Genomic DNA, 20,011 nt, shown 5'->3' with positions numbered 1-20,011 from the left:
CGTCCGGCGCGAGGAGAGGAGACGCGATGCGCGGCAGTGAGACGGGGCCACCCTTCTCGGGAGGACGACAGCGGGTCGCGCGGCCCCTCGGGAGCGGCCGATGAGGACACTCGACGGACCCACCGACCACGTCGTCGTGGTCGGCGCCGGACTCGCCGGGCTCTCCGCGGCCCTGCATCTTCTCGGCGCCGGACGCGCCGTCACGGTCGTCGACCGGGGTACCCGGCCCGGCGGCCGGGCCGGTCGCCTGGAGCGCGGCGGCTATCACATGGACACCGGCCCCACCGTCCTCACCATGCCCGACCTCGTCGAGGAGGCCTTCGCCGCCGTCGGCGACAAGCTCGCCGACCGGCTCGACCTCATCCCCCTGCACCCCGCCTACCGGGCGCGGTTCGCCGACGGCAGCGCGCTCGACGTCCACACCGGCGCCGACGCGATGGCCGCCGAGGTCGAACGCTTCGCGGGATCCCGCGAAGCGCACGGCTACCGGCGGCTGCGCCACTGGCTGGAGAAGCTGTACGCGGTACAGACCCGCCGCTTCATCGACGCCAACTTCGACTCGCCGCTGTCCCTTCTCCACCCCGACCTCGTACGCCTCGCGGCGCTCGGCGGCTTCGGCCGCCTCGACGCCCGCATCGGGTCGTTCATCGCGGACGAACGCCTGCGCAGGGTCTTCTCCTTCCAGGCCCTGTACGCCGGAATCCCGCCCGCCAAGGCCCTGGCCGCGTACGCCGTCATCGCCTACATGGACACCGTCGCCGGGGTCTGCTTCCCGCGCGGCGGCATGCACGCCCTGCCCCGCGCCATGGCCGACGCGGCGGCGGACGCGGGCGCCGACTTCCGCTACGGCCACGACGTCACACGCCTGGAGCGGTCGGGCGGTGGATCCGGCGGGGGAGCGGGAGGAGGATCCGGCGACCGGATCACGGCCGTCATCACCGGCCACGGCGACGACCAGGTACGCATCCCCTGCGACGCGGTCGTCCTCACGCCCGACCTGCCCGTCACCTACAGGCTGCTCGGCCGCCCGCCACGCCGCCCGGTGCCGCTGCGGTTCTCGCCGTCCGCCGTGATCCTGCATGTCGGCACCGACCGCACCTGGCCGGGACTCGGCCACCACACCATCTCGTTCGGACACGCCTGGAAGCGCACGTTCCGGGAACTGACGCACACCGGGAGCCTCATGAGCGACCCGTCCCTGCTCATCACCCGTCCCACGGCCACCGACCCCGGCCTCGCCCCGCCCGGCCGCCACCTGCACTACATCCTGGCGCCCTGCCCCAACACCCGCATCGGGCCCGGCGTCCAGGAGTGGGCGGACCTCGGCCCCCGCTACCGCGACAGCCTCCTCACCGAGCTCGAACGCCGGGGGCTGGACGGACTCGGCGCCGCCATCGAGGAGGAGTGCCTCGTCACCCCCGCCGACTGGGCCGCCGAGGGACACGCGGCGGGGACCCCGTTCTCCGCCGCCCACACGTTCGCGCAGACCGGCCCCTTCCGCCCGCGCAATCTGGTGCGCGGCACCACGAACGCGGTGCTCGCCGGATGCGGCACCACCCCCGGAGTGGGCGTCCCCACCGTGCTGATCTCCGGCAAGCTCGCCGCCGCCCGCGTCACCGGTTCCGGTACCGGGGCGGCCGTCCGTGTACCGAAAGGACGGCGCGCATGACCGACCGTGAACTCGACGCCGCCGGCATCGGCGACCCGTATCTGCGCGTCGCCTACGCCCGGTGCCGCCGGCTCAACGCCCGGCACGGCAAGACCTACTTCCTCGCCACCCGCCTCCTGCCCGTCGAACGGCGCCCCGCCGTCCACGCGCTCTACGGCTTCGCCCGCTGGGCCGACGACATCGTCGACGACCTCGACAGACCCGCCACCACCGCCGAGCGCGCGGACCAACTCGACGCGCTTCAGGCGCGGTTGGCGGACGGGCTCCGCTCGGGCCGCAGCCGCGAACCCGTGATCAGGGCGCTCGCCCACACGGCGACGACGTACGGCATCGACCACCGGCTGTTCCGCGACTTCCTGACGGCCATGCGCAGCGACCTCACGGTCACGGACTACGCCACCTACGACGATCTGCGCCGCTACATGCACGGCTCGGCAGCCGTGATCGGCCTCCAGATGCTGCCCGTTCTCGGCACCGTCGTCCCGCGCGAGGTGGCCGCCCCGCACGCCGCCTCGCTCGGCGTCGCCTTCCAACTGACCAACTTCGTCAGGGACGTCGGCGAAGACCTCGACCGCGGCCGGGTCTACCTCCCCGCCGATCTGCTCGCCGCGCACGGGGTCGACCGCGAACTGCTGGAGTGGAGCCGTACCACCGGCGCGCGGGACCCCCGGATCACCGCCGCGCTGAAGGCCGCCGTCGACCTGACCCGAGGCGTCTACCGGCGGGCGGCGCCCGGCATCCGGATGCTCGACCCGGTGTCCCGCCCCTGTATCCGCGCCGCGTTCGTCCTGTACGGCGGGATCCTCGACGCCGTCGCCGACGAGGGGTACGCAGTGCTGCACCGCCGCGCCGTCGTACGGCGCCGGCGGCGGGCGGCCGTCGCCGTCGACGGGCTGGTACGGGTGGCGGCGGCCCGGACCCGAGCCGCCGCGCGCGAGGGGGTGGCATGAGCGCCGACGACGACGGCACGCGGGCACGTACGCCCGGCGACGGTGGGTGGCGCGGCCGGTATCCGTTGCGGCTGCGCCGGGGGGCCGTCAACTGGGCCGATCAGAAGCCGAGTTGGCGCGAGGCCCGACCGGCGCTCATCGCGGGGGCGCTGAAGCGGGCGCTCGCCGGGCCGTCGGGCAACTGGTACGTGATCGGCGCCGCCCGCGACGTACGGCCCGGCCGCCCGCTCGGACGTAGGGTCGCGGGCGTCGAACTGGTCCTGTGGCGCGACGAGTCGGGTCGCCTGGTGGCCGGCCCCGGCGCCTGCCCCCACCTCGGCGCGCCGCTCAAGGACGGCCGGGTGCACTGCGGCACGCTCATCTGCCGCTGGCACGGACTGGCCCTGGACGGCGGGCCGTTCGCGGGCTGGGAGCCCATCCCGGCCTACGACGACGGGGTGTTGGCGTGGGTACGGCTCGACCGGGCGGGCGGCGAGAGCCCGTCGGACCGGCCGGTCGTCCCGCCCCGGCCCGAGTCGGCCGGGTCCGTGGACGCCGTCTACACCGGCTTCGGGGTGTGTGAGCCGCAGGACGTGGTGGCCAACCGGCTCGACCCCTGGCACGGCGCCTGGCTCCACCCGTACTCGTTCGTGGATCTCACGGTCCTGTCGACGCCGGGAGACGGAGACGACGCCGGTGCGGGCGACGGCTTCGCCGTGGACGTGTCCTTCAAGGTGGCCGGGCGGGCCGTGGTGCCCGTCCGCGCGGTCTTCACGGCGCCCGGACCGCGCACGGTCGTCATGCGCATCACCGAGGGCGAGGGCCGGGGCTCCGTCGTGGAGACCCACGCCACCCCGGTCGGCCACGACGACCGCGGCCGGCCGCGGACGGCCGTCGTCGAGGCGGTCGTCGCGGCGTCCGACCGCCCGGGGTTCGCCGCGGCACGGGCCGCCGCCCCCGCGCTGCGCCCACTGATGCGCGCCGTCTCCGGCCGCCTGTGGCGCGACGACCTCGCCTACGCGGAACGCCGCTGGCACCTGCGCAGCACGGGTCGGTTCCCCGGCTAGGGTCTGTCGTTTGGATCAGGCCGGGTCAGGGAGTGCCCGCGGCGCCGGCGGCTGATGTCCGCGTTGGTGCGTGCGGTCGCGAGGCGGAGGAGGGAGACAACGCGGAGCGTTGGCGACCGACGACAACGCGGCGGGCGTGCGTGCCAGACCCCGCGAGCCCGGCAAGATCCGAACGACAGGCCCTAGGTCGCCGACCTGGTCGCTCCTCCAGGCCGTCCGGCGTTCGAGGACGACCCGCCCCTATAGGTATCCGTACTCATGTCCCGTGCCGACGCGCCCGGCAGGGTGTGCCGTATGAGCGACCTGCCCATCGCGCCTCCGGCCTTCGATCCCTCCGACTCCTCGGTGAGGCCTCCCGTGGGGCGGGGCGCCGACGTGGGGGTCTCGTGCGGGCTCGTCCTTCTTGAGCTGATCGCGCTGGCCGTGATCGTCGTCCTGTGGCCGTTCTTCGATCATTTCGACCTGGATCCCGCCACGAGCATCGAATCGCACTCCCTCTGGCGCTATCTGCCCGCCCTCGGCGGAGTCGGCGTACTGGCGTTCGTGGCCGCGGTGATCGCCTCCCGCGCGCGGGCCACGGTCACCGCGGTGAGTCAGGGCGCGATGGCCGTCCTCATCGTCTTCGCCTTCGTTGCAGGAGCCGCGCTGCAATCCCACCAGGACGAGAAGGACCGTCCCGTCCCCGCCCCGAGCGGGCCCGTGGGCTGCCGCAGCGGCGGCGACAACAGCGAGTGCGCGCGATACGGCGGATGACCGGTCAGGCGCTGCGCCGCGCCAGCCGCACGAGCGCCCGCAGCCCCGCCGACCGGCCCCTGTCCGGCACGGTCCACAGCGTCTGACCGCGTACGCCCCACCGCTCCAGCAGCGCGTTGGCGGCCAGAAAGCCCGTGGTCGCGGCGCGTTCCATGAGCGCCACCGGGAGATCCGTACGGACCACGTCGCCCGCCACCACGACGTCCGGGTCGGGCGTGCGGACCGTGGGGCGGTCACCGTAGCCACCCACCGGGAACAGCGGACAGTCCGACCGCCACTCGTGCCGCGCATCGACGGTTCTCGCGGACCGCGTCTCCGGATACACCCGGTGCAACTGCTCGACCAGCAGCCGCTGTTGGGCGGCCCGGTCGGCGCCGGGGGCGACGGCGTACGCGTGCAGCTCGACCACCGAGCCGCCGGTCCTGGCCGCCCACCGCGCCGCCTCGCCCTCCCACCGGTCCAGCACGCTCACGTTGTCGAGCCCGCCGAAACCGCTGGTCCCGAGGAAACCGGGCCGGTCCGCCGCCACCGGACAGTCCAGCCACAGCCGCGACACCAGGAACGGCGGGGCGTCGCGCAGCCTGCCGATCCGGGCCCGCCACCCCCGATCGCACAACTCAGCCGATTCGGCGACCACTTGGCGCAGCCCGCCGCTGTCCAGCGCGAGCACCACCGCGTCGTACCGCCGCGGCCGCCCGTCCGCCGCCACCGTCAGACCACCGCCGGGCGCCGGGGCCACCTCGTCCACCGCCGTACCGGTGCGCAACCCGACCCCGAGCCCCGTGAGATAGGAGCCGAGCGGCTCCCACAGAGCGGCCGGGAAGGGCTCGTCCGGCACATCGAACAGCAACCCCTCGCTCGACCCGAGGAAGTAGATGTGGAACATCAACACCAGTTCGGCGGCGGACAGTTCACCCGGATCGGAGAAGAAGCTGCGGGAGAACACCTCGAACGCCAGATGCCGCGCCGCCTCGGGAAAGCGGATCCCGGACAGGAAGTCCTCGGCGCTGACCCCGTCCAACTCCTCGTACACCCGCGGCACTCGCACATCGAGGAGGGGCAGCGCGGCCCTCGGATCCATTCTTGCCAGATCGCGCAGGCCGAAGCTGGGGCTGAGCGCGACGAATCCCAGCGCGCTCCACGGCGGTGTGCGGGGGACGCGCGCGAAGCTGTCGTACAGTTCCCGACCGCCGCCGTGGCGCAGCGGATAGTCCGGCAGCCCGGAGAGCATGCCGAGGCCGGGATCGGCACGCCGGAGCAGACCCCGGAGGTTGTAGTACTGCCGGAAGAAGGCGTGGAAACCCCGGCTCATGGTGGCCGTCGAACCGTCCGCCAGCGTGACGGGCCATCCCGCCAGGCGCCCGCCGAGACCCTGTTCACGCTCGTACAGCGTGACGCCCACCCCGCGCTCCGCGAGCCCGGTGGCGGCGGCGAGTCCCGCGATGCCGCCCCCGACGACCGCCACGTCCGGTGCGGCGCCGCCGCCGAACCGGTCGCGCCCCGGCGCCGGTCGGACCACCCGGGCGCGGCGATCCCGGCCCCGGCGCGGAGCACGGCCCCCGTCCGTCCGGTCCCCGGCCGTCACCGCGCGTCCCCGCTCTCCGCCACGCGCCTGCCCACGAAGGTGTGCGCGATGCCCGTCTGCCAGCCCGGCATCGGCAGCACCCGGACGCCCCCGAACCCGGCGCGCCGCAGCCGGTCACCGAACGCCGGCGCGGTGTCGAACTCGACCACGCTGCGCCACAGATGGCGGTAGAGGTCCGCGTCACCGGCGAGCCGCCCCGCGGGCAGCACGACGCCCTTGCAGACCGCCGTCCAGACCGCGCGGTCCACGGCGCGCCCGCCGAGCGCGTACTCGTGCACCCCGATCCGGCCGCCCGGCGCCAGCAGGGACCGTACGAGAGCGAGCGCCCGGTCCGGGGCGGTGAGGTTCCGGAAGAGGTACGCGGCGAAGGCGCCGTCGAACGGACCGGTGACACCCGACTCCGCCAGCCGCTCCACGGGCGCGTGGACGAACGAGACGCTCCCCGGCCACGACTTGGTGGCCGCTCGCTCCAACATCCCGGCCGACGCGTCCACGGCGACGATCTCGGCGTGCGGGGCGGCGGCCAGCAGAGCGGCAGTCGACGCGCCCGTTCCGCAGCCCAGGTCCAGCAGCCGCAGTCCGGCGCCGCCACGGGGCGGTCGCAAGCGCCGGGCGGAGCGCCTGAGGTGCGCGTGATAGCCGGGGTTGACCGCGACCAGCCGGTCGTAGGCGAGTGCGGCATGGTCGAACGCGGCAGACAGCTCCGCGTCGTGCAGGAGCGTCATCCGACGGCCCTCCCTCTCGGTGCCCGGCGGGGCAGCCAAGGCAGTTCGGCGACGGTACGCAGCATCGGCCCGACAGGGGTGCGCAGGCCGATCAGGAAGTCCTCGTACGGGCGGGTGTCACCGTCGAGGAAACGGAGCAGCCGCTCCATCGGTACGTGCCGGAACAGCCCCTCGAAGAACTCGGCGCCCTCGACCCGGCCGCTGTCCAGCCCCCGCAGCAGCACCGCGTCCATCGCCCCGGCCCGCGCCGGGTAGGCGGGTGGCGGCTCGGGCACCTGTCCGCCGAAGTACGCGGCGGCGACGGCGCGGGTCTGTCGCTGCACGGCGGCGAAGGTGTAGCCGGTCGACGGCCGGGTGGCGCCGCCGGCGGTCCCGATACGGAACACCGAACGGCCCGAGCGGCGCGGGAAGCGGCCGTCGGTCATCGGGATGACCCCCTGCTCGGTCGCGGTCACCTCGAAGGGGCCCAGCCCCAGCACCCCCTGGGTGTAGCGCGCGAGCGCCCGCTCGTAGCCCGCGTCGTCCAGTACCGTGCGGGAGAACTCGGTGTACTCGACCAGCGCCTCATGGGCGGTCGTCGGCAGGACGTACCCGAACGACAGCCCGTGCGCGGGCTGCGGAGTCCGGAAATCCATCAGATCGGCGATCCGGGGATCGAACACCGGCCGCTCGGTCCGCACGAACCAGCCTCGGAAGTGCTGGAGCAGTGTCGTCCGCGCGGACGGCAGGACGCGTGGCGGACGCGAGTCGAACACCCAGCGGGCCCGCAGCGTCAGTTCACTTCCGTCGGCGGCGACGCCCGTCACCTCGGCGCCCGACGCAACGTCGTTGATCCGGTCGATCCGCGCCGTCACGCGGCGCGGCGCCCCGGGCCCGTCGAGCCGATCGGCCAGCAGCGCCTCGAACGACCGGGACCGCAGCATCTTGTAGCGGAACGGAGCGGGCCGCCCCACGCTCACGGCCCCGTCCCGCCCCCGTACGCGCAGGGACTCCCACGACGCGCTCAGCGCGCCGTCGAAGTCGCCGGGGGACGCCTCCCAGAAACACCAGGTCCGCTCAGGCGGTCTGAGCGGACCGGCGGGGGCGTCGATCAGCGTCACGTCGGGCACCGGGTGACCGGGGGGAGGGATACGGAGCCGGTACGCGAGCGAGAGACCGGCGGCGCCCGCGCCGACGACGATCACGTCCGTCCCTCGCACCGCCGCTCCTCGCGCCGCCGCCTTCTCATGTCTCCGCGTCAGCATCGCGCATCGGCGGCCGACTTGGCCGCAGGCGGCGCGGGGCGAGGGAAGGTGTTACGAGGCGGGCGGCAACGTCAGGTCGGTGCAGCCGTGTTGCTCGGCTCTGCGTTCGGCGAACGTGGCGAGGGCGTCCCTGGCGAACTCGTCCACCGAACCGTCGATGTGCACGTACTGCGTGGGATCGACCCGGAACAGGGCCCGGGGACCGTCGCCGGGGCACTTCGCGGACGCCCAGTAGGAGCCCTTGGCACCGCCCGCACCGCGCTTGAACGTGCCGACGTCGGGGTCGTCCGGGCGCAGGCGCTGCGCGAACGGACCGAACGCCGCCTCGAACTCGAACAGATGCACGGCCTCCGCCTTCGTCTCGCCCAGTACGCAGCGCTCCAGAGGCGCGGTCCCGCTCGCCGGGGCGTCCTGGATCCAGTGGACATAGTCCTGGTCGTGCAGCCGGATCCCCGCGCAGGTGCCCTTCGGGGCATAGGGGGACGTGCGCTCCGCCGGGGCGGGCAGCCGCGGGATGCGGCCGCCGGCCTTCGCGTCGCAGTCCCACTCCTCGGCCGCGTTGACCGCGGTCGCGGCCACGAGCTCGGCGATTCCGCGAGCCCGCTCGGAGTCGCTCGCGTCGTACATGTCGTCCAGATCGTCCACGTTACCGTCGTCCGCTGTCACGAAGACCGCCCCGGCCTTGTTCTCGCAGCTCAGGACGACCGCCGTGTTGACGAGATCGGTGTAGCCGCGCCAGCCGCCGCCCAGCGGGATCGGCGGTGAGTCACCCGACACCTCGTCCAGCCTGTCGAAGGCGTCGTTCCCGTCGAAGGACTTGAGCGTCGAGTCGGGGACCCGGGCGATGGTGAGGTCGAAGCCCGCCACCGTGCACGAGTCCCAGTCCCCCCCGGAGCCTCCCGCGCGGTAGTCGGCCGACAGGCGTGACCCGTCCATCCCGGTGTACCCGGCGGACTCCTCGTACGGGATCAGCCCTTCGCAGAACGACTTCAGGCTCTCCTCGTACCGCCAGCCCTTGCCGGTGTCGCTCATGCGGTACCACCCGTAGCCGCCGCCGATCGCGAGTATCAGCACCAGCACTATGTACGGGGTCCAGGGGCGTATCACCTTCACCGGCTGACCTTCATCTCTGTGTTTCCCTCTGCTCGAAGTGGTGGATAGGGACGGGCGCCTACTCCGGGGCCGGCGCCAGGCGCCCGCCGCGCAGCGCGCCGTGCCGGTGCAGGGCCTTCACCGCGTACGTGGAACAGCTCGGGGTGCAGGGGCAGCACGGCGGCCGCCCAGGGCTGATCTCCGCCCGGTAGTGGCGCACCGCGGCGGATGATACGTGTGGGCCCCTGACCTCCCCGAAGTCGCCCCGGAGGATGCCCGATTCGTCGGCGCGGACGTCAGGGCCGGCGGTCGTGACGGGCGGGCACTCAGGACGGACAGGCGTCCGCGTCCGCACCGCGGTACGTGCGGTAGACGGGCGCCGGGTCACGCCCGCCCGGCCGCCGCGGATGCTCGACGACGGGCACGGGCTTGCAGACGGCCCACTGGTCGTTCGCGTCCGGCCCCTCGAAGCCGTACGTCCCGGCGGCGCCCACCAGACACGAGTTGCACGTCCTGCCGGAAACGCTGGGGATGACCAGCGTGTGATAGACGTCGTCCTTCGACGGCAGATACGCGGCCCCCGGCGTCCGGGTGTCGTCCTCGTTGATCTCGGTGAACGTACGGTCCACGGCGTCGGCGAGCAGCGTGAAGGCGTCGTGGTACATGACCGCGTAGCCGTCGTCGAGCGGCTTGACGCCCAACTCGTGTTCCTCGTCCAGTTCGTGGAAGCCGTCGAGGAACCGGCCCAGCGCCTTCTTCGGCTCGGCCCCCTCGGCCCACCACTGGGGATCGACGGCGGACGCGTCGACGATCGTGGCCCGCGCCTCCTCCAGCCACCGGGTGGGCGCGTCCACGGTCAGGGTGGGCTCCAGCCCTATGCCGACCTTCAGGATGCGCAGCTCCGAGGTGCGCCCGCAGGTGCCTTCCTGTGCGAGGCGCGCGAGGAAGGCGGGCAGGTCCTGGTCGCGGCCGGCGAAGAAGACCGTGTCGGACTTCTCGTTGCAGATCTTCTGTACGGCGTCGGTGAACCGCTGCGGAATGCCCTGTGCCGTTCCGGAGGAACCGATGAAGTTGGAGCTGTGGTCCGACAGGTCGTACGTGTCGTTGAAGTGCCGCTCGAACACGGCGCGCAGATTCTTCGAGTAGACGTCCTCGTCGCGGTTGTCCCAGACGAGGAACCCCTTGCGGTCCGCCGGGTTCCTGTCGAGGTAGAGCTTCAGCGCGCGGGCGAACTGGTCGTTGTTCGGTGAGGTCTTGAAGAAGTACGTGGAGTTCATGTCGGCCGAGGTGATGACCGGGCCGACGGTGGGGATCTTGAGCTTGGTCAGCGCCCTGATGGTGTCCCGTGTCTCCGGTGTGCTGCTCGGAATGCCGGTCACCCCCACCAGCGGTCTGCTGGTGTCCTTCGAGAGTTCGGCGAGCCGGTCGACGACGGGCTCCCACGCGTCCAGGTTCCGGCCGTCGGGAGCCATGAGCAACTGGTAGCGCGGTCCGCCGAAGCTGTTCGCCTGCCGCTGCGCCGTCAGGGCGCCCGCGAGTCCCCGGCGGATCATGTCCGTGGTCATCGCGCTGTGCTCGTCCGCGGTGAAGGGCATCATCAACGCGATCCGTACGTACGGGATCCTGGGCCCGCTCGACGGGTCCTCCCAGCCCTTCCGTACGCGGGCGTTCTCGTCCGCGACCGCCCGGATGAGGCTCGCGATCTCCGGGTCGGCCTCGAAGACACCCTCGGTGACACCCACGCAGTCACCGCCGATCTCCTCCAGATCGTCACCGCACGGGCCGGGACCCCGCAGGAGACCGACCACGAGCGCGATCACGGCGGCGGTCAGCGCCAGGAGACCGAGGACGGCGAGCCACTCGACCGGACCCCACTCGCGGGGGTGACGACGGAACAGACGGACCAGCATGCTTCCTCCTCACTCGCCGGGGATGGGCAACGGGCGCTTCTTGCGGGCCGCGACGGGCCAGCTACGGGCCGCCTGGCCCAGTACGGCGTGCCAGGACCGATGCCGCGGTGAGAGGAACGCCAGCTCCTCGCCGACCGCCTTGCACATATCGGGGTCCGGCTCGGCGTGCGGCTCCGACACATGCCACAGGGCGTGCAGCAGCCGGTTGACGCAGCGCTCGATCTCGTCCAGCTCCGCGTACCGGCCGTCGTGCGCGCCGAGCGCGACCTGTGTCCGTTCGTCGGTCCAGTCCCCGGCCGGCGGTGTCGGTGGTGTCGGCGCCGTCGCCGCGTACCGCAGGCACAACACCCAGTGCGCCGCGGCCTGTTCGTCCTGCTCCGACTGGAACTCCTCGGCCAGCGCCGCGACGACCGTCTCGGCGTTCCCGGCCGCGAGCGTGTGCCGCAGCGCGTCCGCCTCCCCGCTCTCGCCGCGCTGGGCGTGGTGTATCCGCAGGAAGCGGTGGATCTCCTGCCACCCCCGGCCGTCGTCCGTCCCGCGCGACGTACGCCGCGCCTCGTGCACCAGCAGGGTCTGTAGCAGCATGTCGGCGACCAGCGGCTCGTCCGGGCTGGTGAGCCGCTGCCACTGCTGGTCCTCCAGATAGTCGGTGGCCGAGTTGGCGGGCAGCTGGTCGGGCCCCTGGAAACGCAGATGGGCCGCCAGGGCCTCCGCCGCCGTGCTGTCACGGGCGAGGGAGAGCAGCGTCAGCCGGTCGCGCTGGCGCCGGTCCGGCAGCAGCCGCTCAAGAAGCACCTCGGTGACCGCGCGACCCTCCTTCGTGGTCAGTTCGAGCAGCCCCCGAGGCTCCACGCCGACGCCTCTCCCGGTGGCGTCCAGGACCGCCGCGCACAGCACGGTGGTCGCCGCGGGATGCCCGCCGGTCAGCGAGTGCACGGCGGAGGCCAGATACGGATGCAGCGGCCGGGCCGGCCGGTTCGGCACCAGCAGCGGCAGGATGTCGTCCCGGCTCAGCGGGGCGAGCGGCACGGCGAGCAGGCCCGCGGACGGCGCGCGGCCCCGTCGCTCCCAGCCGGAGGACCGCACCACATCGACGAGCTCCCGCCGGATCGCGGTGTCCTCGTCCTCCGGCAGTTCACCGAGCCGGGTGGCCACGACGACAAGCTCCTCGTGGTCGGCGCGTTCGGGCAGCGCGCGGTTCTTCAGGAGCAGATCGAGGAAGGTCCGGCCCGCCGCGTGGTGGGCGTCGTCGAGCAGCACCAGCGGCCACGGCTCCCGGTTCCACCGCTGGAGCCGTCCGTAGGAGGCGGCGATGTCGTGCAGGAAGGCCGCCATCAGACTCTGCTCGGCGAAATCCCGGTAGTCACCGCCCTGTTGGAACCACTCGCCGAGCAGCGGCAACGGATCCTGGCCGTCCGCGCCGGGCGGGAAACGGCGCCCGTACCACTCGCGGGCGGAACCCGGACCGTACCGTTCGGTGTACTCCGCCACCACCGCGCCCGTGACCGCCTCGCCGCCCCGCTCCCCTTCCCGCTCCCGCCCCGCGCCGTCGCCCGCCGGGTCTTTCAGCCGGCCCTCGACGGCGGTGGCCCAGCTGTGCCGCAGCGTGTCCTCGTCCCCCTCGGCGAGTCGGCAGGCCAGCAGCAGCCGGGCGTGCAGCAGGCATGTCGCGTCCCGCTGCTCCGAGTTGTCGCGCTCCCAGCCGGAGACAGCGAGGAGCCCGGGCGTCAGGACCGGGAAACGCCGCCGCAGGTCGGGCGCGAGAGCACACACCAGCTCCGCCAGGGTCCCGACGAGGGTCGACGCGGTGGCGGCCGAGCCGTCGTCCGGGGCGTACGGCAGGGCGCCCGACTCGGTCGGCACGACCCTGACGTGGGCCAGCGGAAGCCGGTCCCGGTAGTGCGCCGCCAGGTCGGCCAGGACGGCGCTGCGCCCCATGCCGTGATGGCCCGTCACCAGGACCACGGGCAGATCGCCGTGGTGTTCCCGGGGCGTACGGGACCTCTCGTCGTACGTCAGACCGGTGAGCCGGGGGACGAGCGAGCGCAGCAGCGGATCCCGGCCGTGGAGGGGGGACGTGTCCGAGGAGCGCATCTGGCCGCGTCACGCACCCTTCGTCCGTCGCCGTTCCCCGAGACACAACCGTCGATTTCCCTACCAATGAAGCCTGGAATCAACGAACTTACCGGTCGGGTAAGCGCTCTCGCCAGGCCGACACCACACTCTGTCACCCGGTTGTGACAGGTGGGACCGGTCGGCGTACGTGTCCGGGGGCCGCGTCAGGGGTGCGGATGGATGTCGAGTTCGACGCTCTCGGGAAGCGCGTCCGCCCCGCGGATCTCACCCGCGTAACTGAGCCGGACCAGCCGTAGCCGGCGCAGCCCGGCCAGTGAACCCAGGTCCAGCTCCGAGACCTGCGACAGATGAATCTCCTCAAGTCCCGGCAGGCGCCTGGCGATTCGCCGAAGCGGTACCGCCGCGCCCGGCCTGGCCCGCACCGTCAGATGGGTGACCTGCGGGATCTCCGTACGCGGCGCGAACAGCAGCATGCTGAGCTGCTGCGGCGACAGGGTCAGCCGCCGCAGATTCGGCAACTCGCCCAGCAGGGAACCCCATTCGTCGGGGGTCACGCGATCGCTCGCGTCCTGGAGCCGCAACTCCTCCAGCCCCCGGCAGTGCACGATTCCCGCGAGCTGCGCGGCGGCCGGCGGCAGGGACAGCAGCCGCAGCTCGGCGGCGCGCGGCAGATCGGTCAGACCTCGCCACGGCACCTCCGGCCCCACCAGCAGCCCTTCGAGGCTCGCGCAGTCCGACAGCTTCAGCAGCGGCTCGAACTGGGGGAGATCCCGCAGCTCAAGCCGCCGCAGGCGCGGCAGCCGGGTCAGCGGCGTCGGATCCTTCACGTTCCGGCACCCCTGGAGCGCCAGTGTCTCCAGCTCGGGATAGACGGACAGCAGCTCCAGGTCGTCCAGTTGGAGCGTGTTGTGCAGCCTCAGCTCACGCAGCCGACGCGGGTTGAGCGCGGTGCGGATCTCCTCGGGGCTGAAGTCGCCGTGCAGACCCACGCGTTGATAGCCGGACATGGTGCGCAGGGCGTCCAGCTCCGCGTGCGAGCGCACCGTTACCGTTTCGTCCGGCGTGGTCTCCAGAAGCGGCCGTACGATTTCCTCCGCGTACACCAGTGTGTCGAACCGGTCCCAGTGGTCGAGGAGTTGGGCCCGCACGGCGGACTGGGTCGTCTCGAGGAACTCACGGAGCCGGGGGATCGCCGCGTCCCCGCCGATCTGGCATATCGCGTGGACGGTCGCCAGCTCCTCGTCACCCTCCAGATCCTTCGCCCGGGGCAGCAGACCGAGCAGCAGCGGACCGGTCTGGGCCAGCGATCTCGCCTCGCGCAGACTGCGCGGCGGGAGCATCCGCGCCGCGCGGTCCTCGATCGCCTCACGCACCGTCGGCTCCAGCCGGGTGGCCTGTTCGAGGGAGGCGAGGGCGAGGAGACGTAACCGCGCCTGCACCGCCGCGTCCTTCTCCCGGTCGCCCCGTTCCCGCAGACGGGTCAGCAGGTCGGCGCGTTCCTGGTGTCTTGCCTGTGCGACGGCCATCTGAACCACGTCCTCCCACTGGTCCAAGTGTGCGTTGTTCACCAGCATGCCCGTGTCGCGTTCCTCCAGCACCGCACGGGCCCCCAGGAAGTCCTGAAAGGTCCGGTGGATGAAGCTCACCGCACCCGCGGCGGGCTCCCGCAGCAGGCCCGAGCGGTCCAGAAGGTGCTGGAGTGCCTCTTCCGGCGTACCGACCTCCGCCAGGCGCGGTACGGAGGGCTGGAGCCGGCGCACCACGTCCACCGCGTCCGTCATCTCCAGCTGGGTCCGCTCGTTGCGCAGCAGCCAGTACGCCAGCCGCTGGAGCGGCTCCGTCGCCGACTTCTGGTCCAGCTCCGGGCGGTGGCCGCGACCGTACACCTCGCGCTCCAGGTCGCGCCGCTCCAGCAGCATGGACAGCGCCGCCTCGTACAGGGACGCGCGGCCCTGCGGCAGGAAGCCGCGGCGCTCCCGGTGCAGGGCGCACATCAGCGCGCACATCAGCGGGTTGGTCGCCAGCCGGCTCAACTCGGGGCTGCTGCGCAGCGACAGCGTCAGCGACTCGCCCAGTTCTTCCGTGGCCCTGGCCGCCGTGTGCCAGCGCCGGATGAACTGCCGCATGTCGGCCGGGCGCATCGCGCTGAGCGTGTACTCCTGAAAACCCTCACGCGCGAGCCACTGCCGGTCGAGGGCCGAGGGCCGTGAGGTCAGCAGCCACAGATTGCCCGGGAAGACGGAGATCAGCTTCTTCAGCCAGGCCCTGGCGCGGACCCGTTCGGCCTTGGGAATCTCGTCGGCGCCGTCGATCAGCAGCACGCCGCGCCCGTGCCGCAACACCCGCGCCGCCCATCCGTCGGGCTCGGTGCCCACCAGCGGACAGCGGATCCAGCGCAGGAAGTCCTCGGGCATGGGCAGTTCGGCGTCCTTGCGCACCAGCGCGCGCAGCGGCAGTACGAACGGCACGCGCCCGTACAGCTGTGGCAGCCCGCCGGGCACCCGGTCCTGCTGCGCCGTGGTGAGGGCCAGCCACTGGACGAGCGTCGTCTTGCCGGTGCCGGCGACCCCGCGCAGCAGGACGCGCTCATGAGAGGCGAGAAGTGCCTCGGCCGGGCCGCCGGCGCGCTCCGCCTCCGAGTCCCGGTCCCCGCCCGGCTCGCCGCTCACCACGGGCAGCGGATCGGTGCCGCTCCGGTACGGCATGGCCTCCAGGCTCAGGTACGCGGACTCCAACGGCCAGTCCTGGCCGTCCGGTTCGCGCAGGTCGACGCCGTAGATCGTGAGCCGGCCGTGGCTCTCGACGACATAGCGCGCGTACGCCTCCTCGAACTCGGTGTCCTGGCGGCTGATGTCGGGCAGCCGCTCCAGCAGCCGGTCCAACTTCTCGCTCTGCTCGCGCAGTTCACGGCTCTGCTCGATCTGGGCGCGGGCCGCGAAGCCCGGCTGCCGGCTGAAGAGACGCACGAGATGCACACAGGCCGTCTCCAGAAGACGGTCGTGGAAGCGGGCGGCGTCGTCGCTGAGGAGGCGTCGGGTGTCGGGGCCCGCGCGCCTGGACAGCTCCGCCGCCAGCCGTTCGGGTCCGAGCGCGAAGGCGTGCACGTCGTCCATGTCGAGATCGCCGAGGGCGTGCAGGGTACGGGTCAGGGCCTGGCCGACGGCGTCGTGCTCGTCGGCGCCGACCGGCGGATCGTGAGGTCCGGCGGCACTTACGGCGCGGCGCACCAACTCGCGGGCGAGCTTGTGCAGATCGTCCTCGGTGAGGGTGCGGTGCTCCCTGGTGAAGGCCACCAGTCGGCGGATCGGGATCGGCCGGCCGCCGAACTCCGCCTCGGGCACCTTGTTGGCCGGTAACAGCAGCCGTTTCAGCACCGGCACGACCACCGCGGACGCGATCCGCAGCCCCACCACGCCGCCGTCCACAGCAGCCCCCTCCCTCACCCGCGTCGCCCCGCCCCCGTGCGGGGCCGGTGCGACCGTACGGGACCCGCGCGGGCCGCCGTACCCCGCCTCAGAGTAGCGGCGAAGGACCCGCCGGGGTCAGGGCTCACAGAGGTCGCGCGACGCTCGCGCGCCGTCGCACTCCCCGCGCGAACCGCCCCACGGCGTTCGCCCCGGCGACACGGACGCCGAGTCCGCAGTGGGCGGCGCCCCGAAGCCGGCCGTACCGGCCCCGGGGCACCGTGGGAGCCACGAACGCCGGTCCGGTGGCCGTGGGGGGTCCCGGCGTCCGCGACTGGCTCATGGCTGGTCCTGCGCATCAGGCGGTCGGCGTCGCCTGATCGGACAAACAGTAGGGACCGGTCCGGGCCCAGTCGCAGGGCCTCTGGGCCCACTCGCGGGCCCAGCGGAGGGAAGGGCCCCCCGTTCGGGCGGCGTTTGGCCCCGATTCGGGCGTCTTGGGTGTGGGAACGGGGGTGGGGCGGCGGGCCGCGGGCGATCCGCGTACCGCGTCGGCGCGCAGTACCGTGGAGTACACGAGGGCCGCCGGGCGCCCCCACGAGGGAGGACCGGGCCCCGGAACGTCGTAGGTGAAGAGGTGCTCCGTATGGACTCGGATCGTGCTGAGCGTCTGACGGCGGAGCTGCGCTCCCGCGGCGTCATGGCGCACATGGTGCACGCGGGTGTCTACGAGTTCGGTATCCGGGTCGTCCTCGACGACAGGATCGAGGCGCTCTGGGACATGGACGGGGCGGCGGGGCTCGACGCGGAGATCGTCAACGAGGGGGCCCTGATCGGGTTCGTCCCGCATGTGCCGGGGTCGGAGGACTTCAGCGAAGAGCAGCTCGTGAACTGCATCGCCACCACGAACTACGCCTTGGACACTCTCCAGCGACCCGCCGACCGTACCGAGGGGCGGACGGCACCCGTCCGCTCGCCGGACGAGCCGCCGCAGGCGACACCGCCGGCCCTGCGACGGCAGCGGCGAGCCCACTGGATCAGGCGGGGCAGACGCTGACTGAGGCGGGGGAGCGGGGACGACAAGGGCGGTGACAAGGCCGGCGGCGCGCACGCCACCGGAACCTCCGGGCGTCACTCCCACCCCCGAAGGGGACGTTCCGCCAGACTTGCCGCATGTCGGGCACTCACGGTAAGAACTCGAACACCAAGAGCAGGCGGAGTGCGGCGGTACCGGGCAGCAAGCCCCTTCGCGAACTCGACGCCCAGCAACTGCGCGTGCTGCGCAGTGTGGGACGCGAATGGCGGCGGGTGTCGGCGGAACCCGAGGTATGGCGGCGCGCGCTGCCGGTCGATCCGGATCTGGGGAGCCTCCCCACACCGGCCCAGATCACGCCGGCCCGCTTCGGGCGGGTCGTCCGTGTCTCCCCGTTCAGCCCGACGCCGTCGGGCACCGCGCCGTCCCCGGCCGCTCCCGCCGGCACGCCGGACGAGGGGCCACCGGCTCCCGTCGCCGAACCCCGTCCCGTCGCGGGGTCCCGCCCCAGCACCGAACCCCGCCCCGTCGACCGGCCCCGATCCGTCTACCGGCTGCGACGCCTGCTGCTCGGGCCGGCGCTGGCGAGCACCGCCCTCGCCCGCGAGCGAATGCGCAAACTGGTCGCGCTGCCCGTCCTGTCCGCCGACGCGCTCTCCTCCGTCGCGTACGGACCGGAGGCCATGCTCGCCGTCCTGGTCCTCGCGGGCACCGCCGGACTCGGGTACTCGATCCCCATCGCGGCCACCATCGTGTTCCTGATGCTGGCCATCGGCGTCTCGTACCGGCAGACCATCCGGGCCTATCCGCGCGGCGGCGGCTCCTACATCGTCGCCAGCGACAACCTGGGGCTCTTTCCGGGGCTGACGGCCGCCGCCGGACTGATGACGGACTACATCCTCACCGTGGCGGTGTCCATCTCCGCCGGCGTCGCCGCCATCACCTCGGCCCTGCCGTCACTCGCCTCCTCGACCGTACTGATCGGCGTCCTCGCCATCCTCGTCCTCCTCGCCTGCAACCTGCGCGGGATCCGGCAGGCCGGCGCGATCTTCGCCGCGCCGACGTACGCCTTCGTCATCGCGATGCTGGCGCTGATTGCCGCCGGCCTCGCCGACGCGGCCGACCGCGACTTCCAACCCGTGCCCCACCCGCCCGTCAACGCCACGGAAGCGCTCGGCATCCTCCTCGTGATGCGGGCCTTCGCCTCCGGCGCGACGGCGATGACCGGCATCGAGGCGATCTCGAACGCGGTACCGGCGTTCAAGCCCGTCGAGTGGCGCAACGCCCGCACCACACTGAGCTGGATGGTCGGCCTCCTCGTCGTCCTGTTCGCCGGCATCATCGCCCTCGTCCACTTCAGCGGGATCCTGCCGCGGTCCCAGGAGACGGTGCTCTCCCAGCTCGCCCACCGCAGCTTCGGCTCGGGCCCGATGTACGTCTACACGCAGGCGGCCACCGCGGCCGTACTGCTCCTCGCGGCCAACACCGCCTTCAACGACTTTCCGCGCGTGCTGTCCCTGCTGGCCCGCGACGACCACGCGCCCCGTCTCTTCGCGCGGATGGGCGACCGGCTCGCCTTCAGCAACGGCATCATCCTGCTGTCGGTCGCGGCGGGGCTGGTGTACGTGGCGTTCGACGGCCGCACGGCGGCACTCATCCCGCTGTACGCGGTCGGCGTCTTCCTCGCCTTCACGCTGTCGCAGGCCGGAATGGTGGTCCACTGGTGGCGCCTGAGGAACCGTCACTGGCGCAAGAGCCTGCTGTTCAACGCGACGGGCAGTCTGCTCTCCGCGATCGTCCTCATCACGGCCGGCATCACCAAGTTCACCGAAGGCGCCTGGGTCGCGCTCGTCGCCGTCGGGCTGTTCCTCGTCGTCACGACGCGCATCCGGCGCCACTACGACACCGTCGCCGCGGCGCTGCGCCTCCAACGGCACGCGATCGAACTGCCGCATCACACCATCACGCCGCGCGCCGTCGTCCCGCCCAGACGCGTCGAGGGTGTCGACGGTTCGCCGGCCTCGCGCGAGCCGCGGGACGCGCGGGCCTTCGACGAGGCGGAGCGGGCGGAGGGAGGGGAGGGAGCGGAAGAGGCGGAGGAAGTGCCCGAGGAGATCCGGCATCTCTCCCTCGTACCGATCCAGACGCTGGACCGAGCCGGTATGCGCGCCCTCGCGTACGCCGCCTCGCTCCAGCAGCCCGTCCTGGTCATCCACGTCAGCACCGGCGTCGCGGAAGCCGAACGCTTCCGCGACCAGTGGCTGTTGTGGGGCGACCACCTGCCCCTCCAGGAGCTCGTCTCTCCCTATCGCGCCGTCATCGCCCCCCTCGTCAATTACATCGAGGCCCTGCACCGCCAGCGGCCCGACCTCACTCTCACCGTGATCCTTCCGGAGATCGTGGTGAGCCAACGGCGCTACAGCGCGCTGCACAGCCGGACCGCTCCCCGACTGCGCCGGGCGCTGCGCCCCCTGCGCAAGGTCGTCGTCACCACGGTCCCGTTCCATGTCTGACGGCGGCCCGA

14 protein-coding genes are annotated in these 20,011 nt (G+C 72.7%); 6 read left to right on the top strand and 8 right to left on the bottom strand.

Annotated features, from left to right (window positions below; genetic code table 11):
- Window positions 1-100: 100 nt before the first annotated feature.
- The 4 genes from crtI to ACFWHU_RS15645 all read left to right on the top strand — a co-directional run bounded on the left by crtI (window position 101) and on the right by ACFWHU_RS15645 (window position 4,418).
- Window positions 101-1,669 carry a phytoene desaturase family protein gene (gene crtI / locus ACFWHU_RS15660; protein WP_385803297.1) on the top strand — a complete coding sequence of 523 codons (1,569 nt, stop codon included), beginning with the start codon at window positions 101-103 and terminating at the stop codon, window positions 1,667-1,669.
- Entirely contained in the window at window positions 1,666-2,619 is a 954-nt protein-coding gene (locus ACFWHU_RS15655; RefSeq protein ID WP_387225246.1) for a phytoene/squalene synthase family protein, read from the top strand. Before crtI ends, ACFWHU_RS15655 begins: the two co-directional genes overlap by 4 nt.
- Window positions 2,616-3,665 (top strand): DUF5914 domain-containing protein, encoded by a 1,050-nt coding sequence (locus tag ACFWHU_RS15650; protein ID WP_387225245.1) that lies wholly within the window; start codon window positions 2,616-2,618, stop codon window positions 3,663-3,665. The genes ACFWHU_RS15655 and ACFWHU_RS15650 overlap by 4 nt, the downstream gene beginning before the upstream one ends.
- A 294-nt stretch (window positions 3,666-3,959) precedes the next feature.
- On the top strand, window positions 3,960-4,418 hold the full coding sequence (locus ACFWHU_RS15645) for a DUF6234 family protein (RefSeq protein ID WP_387225244.1): 459 nt from the start codon (window positions 3,960-3,962) through the stop codon (window positions 4,416-4,418).
- A gap of 4 nt (window positions 4,419-4,422) precedes the next feature.
- On the opposite strand, the gene ACFWHU_RS15640 is transcribed toward ACFWHU_RS15645, so the two are convergent.
- From ACFWHU_RS15640 to ACFWHU_RS15605, 8 genes are all read right to left on the bottom strand, one after another.
- Window positions 4,423-5,937: an FAD-dependent oxidoreductase gene (locus ACFWHU_RS15640; RefSeq protein ID WP_387225243.1), complete on the bottom strand. Its 1,515-nt coding sequence runs from the start codon at window positions 5,935-5,937 to the stop codon at window positions 4,423-4,425.
- Between the two features lie 62 nt (window positions 5,938-5,999).
- Entirely contained in the window at window positions 6,000-6,728 is a 729-nt protein-coding gene (locus ACFWHU_RS15635; RefSeq protein ID WP_387225242.1) for a class I SAM-dependent methyltransferase, read from the bottom strand.
- On the bottom strand, window positions 6,725-7,927 hold the full coding sequence (locus tag ACFWHU_RS15630) for a lycopene cyclase family protein (protein ID WP_387225241.1): 1,203 nt from the start codon (window positions 7,925-7,927) through the stop codon (window positions 6,725-6,727). Before ACFWHU_RS15630 ends, ACFWHU_RS15635 begins: the two co-directional genes overlap by 4 nt.
- Before the next feature lie 96 nt (window positions 7,928-8,023).
- Window positions 8,024-9,085: a hypothetical protein gene (locus ACFWHU_RS15625; protein ID WP_387225240.1), complete on the bottom strand. Its 1,062-nt coding sequence runs from the start codon at window positions 9,083-9,085 to the stop codon at window positions 8,024-8,026.
- 58 nt (window positions 9,086-9,143) lie between these two features.
- Window positions 9,144-9,284, bottom strand: coding sequence for a membrane protein insertion efficiency factor YidD (gene yidD / locus ACFWHU_RS15620; RefSeq protein ID WP_387225239.1), 141 nt, complete (start codon window positions 9,282-9,284; stop codon window positions 9,144-9,146).
- Window positions 9,285-9,390: 106 nt separating this feature from the next.
- Window positions 9,391-10,974, bottom strand: coding sequence for an ABC transporter substrate-binding protein (locus ACFWHU_RS15615; RefSeq protein WP_387225238.1), 1,584 nt, complete (start codon window positions 10,972-10,974; stop codon window positions 9,391-9,393).
- Window positions 10,975-10,983: 9 nt separating this feature from the next.
- A complete protein-coding gene (locus ACFWHU_RS15610) occupies window positions 10,984-13,068 on the bottom strand; it encodes an ATP-binding protein (RefSeq protein WP_387225237.1) in 2,085 nt (694 codons plus the stop codon).
- A 185-nt stretch (window positions 13,069-13,253) separates the two neighbouring features.
- Window positions 13,254-16,475 carry an NACHT domain-containing protein gene (locus ACFWHU_RS15605; protein ID WP_387225236.1) on the bottom strand — a complete coding sequence of 1,074 codons (3,222 nt, stop codon included), beginning with the start codon at window positions 16,473-16,475 and terminating at the stop codon, window positions 13,254-13,256.
- A gap of 625 nt (window positions 16,476-17,100) precedes the next feature.
- Here ACFWHU_RS15605 and ACFWHU_RS15600 point away from each other — a divergent pair.
- Entirely contained in the window at window positions 17,101-17,511 is a 411-nt protein-coding gene (locus ACFWHU_RS15600) for a hypothetical protein (protein ID WP_385803280.1), read from the top strand.
- A 116-nt stretch (window positions 17,512-17,627) separates the two neighbouring features.
- Window positions 17,628-20,000, top strand: a complete 2,373-nt coding sequence (locus ACFWHU_RS15595; RefSeq protein ID WP_387225235.1) for an amino acid permease — start codon at window positions 17,628-17,630, stop codon at window positions 19,998-20,000.
- Window positions 20,001-20,011: the final 11 nt, after the last annotated feature.

It is taken from the genome of Streptomyces sp. NPDC060366 (genome assembly GCF_042725135.1).
In the GTDB taxonomy this organism is placed as follows: Bacteria; Actinomycetota; Actinomycetes; order Streptomycetales; family Streptomycetaceae; genus Streptomyces.
The sequence above is the reverse complement of the archived record's forward strand: the minus strand, read 5'-3'. Positions and strand labels throughout refer to the sequence as shown.